General features: G+C 39.9%; 6 protein-coding genes. All 6 read left to right on the forward strand.

Going from position 1 to position 1,989, the window contains the following annotated elements:
- Positions 1–71 precede the first annotated feature (71 nt).
- Positions 72–320: a GIY-YIG nuclease family protein gene (locus EWM62_RS19130; RefSeq protein WP_129877704.1), complete on the forward strand. Its 249-nt coding sequence runs from the start codon at positions 72–74 to the stop codon at positions 318–320.
- A 101-nt stretch (positions 321–421) separates the two neighbouring features.
- Positions 422–670 carry a GIY-YIG nuclease family protein gene (locus EWM62_RS19140; protein WP_129877704.1) on the forward strand — a complete coding sequence of 83 codons (249 nt, stop codon included), beginning with the start codon at positions 422–424 and terminating at the stop codon, positions 668–670.
- Positions 671–771: 101 nt separating this feature from the next.
- The gene (locus EWM62_RS19150; RefSeq protein ID WP_129877704.1) at positions 772–1,020 is read left to right on the forward strand and encodes a GIY-YIG nuclease family protein; all 249 of its coding nucleotides are present in this window, start codon (positions 772–774) and stop codon (positions 1,018–1,020) included.
- Between the two features lie 101 nt (positions 1,021–1,121).
- Positions 1,122–1,370 carry a GIY-YIG nuclease family protein gene (locus EWM62_RS19160; protein ID WP_129877704.1) on the forward strand — a complete coding sequence of 83 codons (249 nt, stop codon included), beginning with the start codon at positions 1,122–1,124 and terminating at the stop codon, positions 1,368–1,370.
- 101 nt (positions 1,371–1,471) lie between these two features.
- Positions 1,472–1,720: a GIY-YIG nuclease family protein gene (locus EWM62_RS19170; RefSeq protein ID WP_129877704.1), complete on the forward strand. Its 249-nt coding sequence runs from the start codon at positions 1,472–1,474 to the stop codon at positions 1,718–1,720.
- Between the two features lie 101 nt (positions 1,721–1,821).
- Positions 1,822–1,989 (forward strand): GIY-YIG nuclease family protein (locus EWM62_RS19180; protein ID WP_129878280.1); only part of this gene is annotated, 168 nt, incomplete at its 3' end.

Consider the following 1,989-nt stretch of genomic DNA (forward strand, 5'->3'; position numbering starts at 1 on the left):
GAGGGTCACTGGTTCGAACCCAGTAACTCCCACAAAGCCTTACAGAAATGTAGGGCTTTTTGTTTAAGCATATGTTTTTCACTTACATACTATATTCTATGTCGCTTGACAAATACTATGTTGGTTCTACATCCAACTTGGATGAACGTGTAAAAAAACATAATACTAACCACAAAGGCTTCACCGGCAGGGCTCCCGATTGGGTAATTAAATGGTCAGAAACATTACCTACAAAAGAAGATGCAGGCATGCGCGAGCGTCAGATAAAATCCTGGAAAAGTAAAAAAATGATACAACAGCTTATTGCCAGTTCAAAATAGCTGGTTCAGTGCATCCCGATTTTACATCGGGAGGGTCACTGGTTCGAACCCAGTAACTCCCACAAAGCCTTACAGAAATGTAGGGCTTTTTGTTTAAGCATATGTTTTTCACTTACATACTATATTCTATGTCGCTTGACAAATACTATGTTGGTTCTACATCCAACTTGGATGAACGTGTAAAAAAACATAATACTAACCACAAAGGCTTCACCGGCAGGGCTCCCGATTGGGTAATTAAATGGTCAGAAACATTACCTACAAAAGAAGATGCAGGCATGCGCGAGCGTCAGATAAAATCCTGGAAAAGTAAAAAAATGATACAACAGCTTATTGCCAGTTCAAAATAGCTGGTTCAGTGCATCCCGATTTTACATCGGGAGGGTCACTGGTTCGAACCCAGTAACTCCCACAAAGCCTTACAGAAATGTAGGGCTTTTTGTTTAAGCATATGTTTTTCACTTACATACTATATTCTATGTCGCTTGACAAATACTATGTTGGTTCTACATCCAACTTGGATGAACGTGTAAAAAAACATAATACTAACCACAAAGGCTTCACCGGCAGGGCTCCCGATTGGGTAATTAAATGGTCAGAAACATTACCTACAAAAGAAGATGCAGGCATGCGCGAGCGTCAGATAAAATCCTGGAAAAGTAAAAAAATGATACAACAGCTTATTGCCAGTTCAAAATAGCTGGTTCAGTGCATCCCGATTTTACATCGGGAGGGTCACTGGTTCGAACCCAGTAACTCCCACAAAGCCTTACAGAAATGTAGGGCTTTTTGTTTAAGCATATGTTTTTCACTTACATACTATATTCTATGTCGCTTGACAAATACTATGTTGGTTCTACATCCAACTTGGATGAACGTGTAAAAAAACATAATACTAACCACAAAGGCTTCACCGGCAGGGCTCCCGATTGGGTAATTAAATGGTCAGAAACATTACCTACAAAAGAAGATGCAGGCATGCGCGAGCGTCAGATAAAATCCTGGAAAAGTAAAAAAATGATACAACAGCTTATTGCCAGTTCAAAATAGCTGGTTCAGTGCATCCCGATTTTACATCGGGAGGGTCACTGGTTCGAACCCAGTAACTCCCACAAAGCCTTACAGAAATGTAGGGCTTTTTGTTTAAGCATATGTTTTTCACTTACATACTATATTCTATGTCGCTTGACAAATACTATGTTGGTTCTACATCCAACTTGGATGAACGTGTAAAAAAACATAATACTAACCACAAAGGCTTCACCGGCAGGGCTCCCGATTGGGTAATTAAATGGTCAGAAACATTACCTACAAAAGAAGATGCAGGCATGCGCGAGCGTCAGATAAAATCCTGGAAAAGTAAAAAAATGATACAACAGCTTATTGCCAGTTCAAAATAGCTGGTTCAGTGCATCCCGATTTTACATCGGGAGGGTCACTGGTTCGAACCCAGTAACTCCCACAAAGCCTTACAGAAATGTAGGGCTTTTTGTTTAAGCATATGTTTTTCACTTACATACTATATTCTATGTCGCTTGACAAATACTATGTTGGTTCTACATCCAACTTGGATGAACGTGTAAAAAAACATAATACTAACCACAAAGGCTTCACCGGCAGGGCTCCCGATTGGGTAATTAAATGGTCAGAAACATTACCTACAAAAGAA

Origin of the sequence: Mucilaginibacter terrigena, from assembly GCF_004168255.1 — a bacterium.
Lineage (GTDB): Bacteria > Bacteroidota > Bacteroidia > Sphingobacteriales > Sphingobacteriaceae > Mucilaginibacter > Mucilaginibacter terrigena.

Excerpts from the sequence above, each read along its gene's own strand:
- EWM62_RS19140 (WP_129877704.1), top strand. The coding sequence starts at position 422 with ATGTTTTTCACTTACATACTATATTCTATGTCGCTTGACAAATACTAT.
- EWM62_RS19170 (WP_129877704.1), top strand. The coding sequence starts at position 1,472 with ATGTTTTTCACTTACATACTATATTCTATGTCGCTTGACAAATACTAT.
- EWM62_RS19130 (WP_129877704.1), top strand. The coding sequence starts at position 72 with ATGTTTTTCACTTACATACTATATTCTATGTCGCTTGACAAATACTAT.
- EWM62_RS19160 (WP_129877704.1), top strand. The coding sequence starts at position 1,122 with ATGTTTTTCACTTACATACTATATTCTATGTCGCTTGACAAATACTAT.
- EWM62_RS19150 (WP_129877704.1), top strand. The coding sequence starts at position 772 with ATGTTTTTCACTTACATACTATATTCTATGTCGCTTGACAAATACTAT.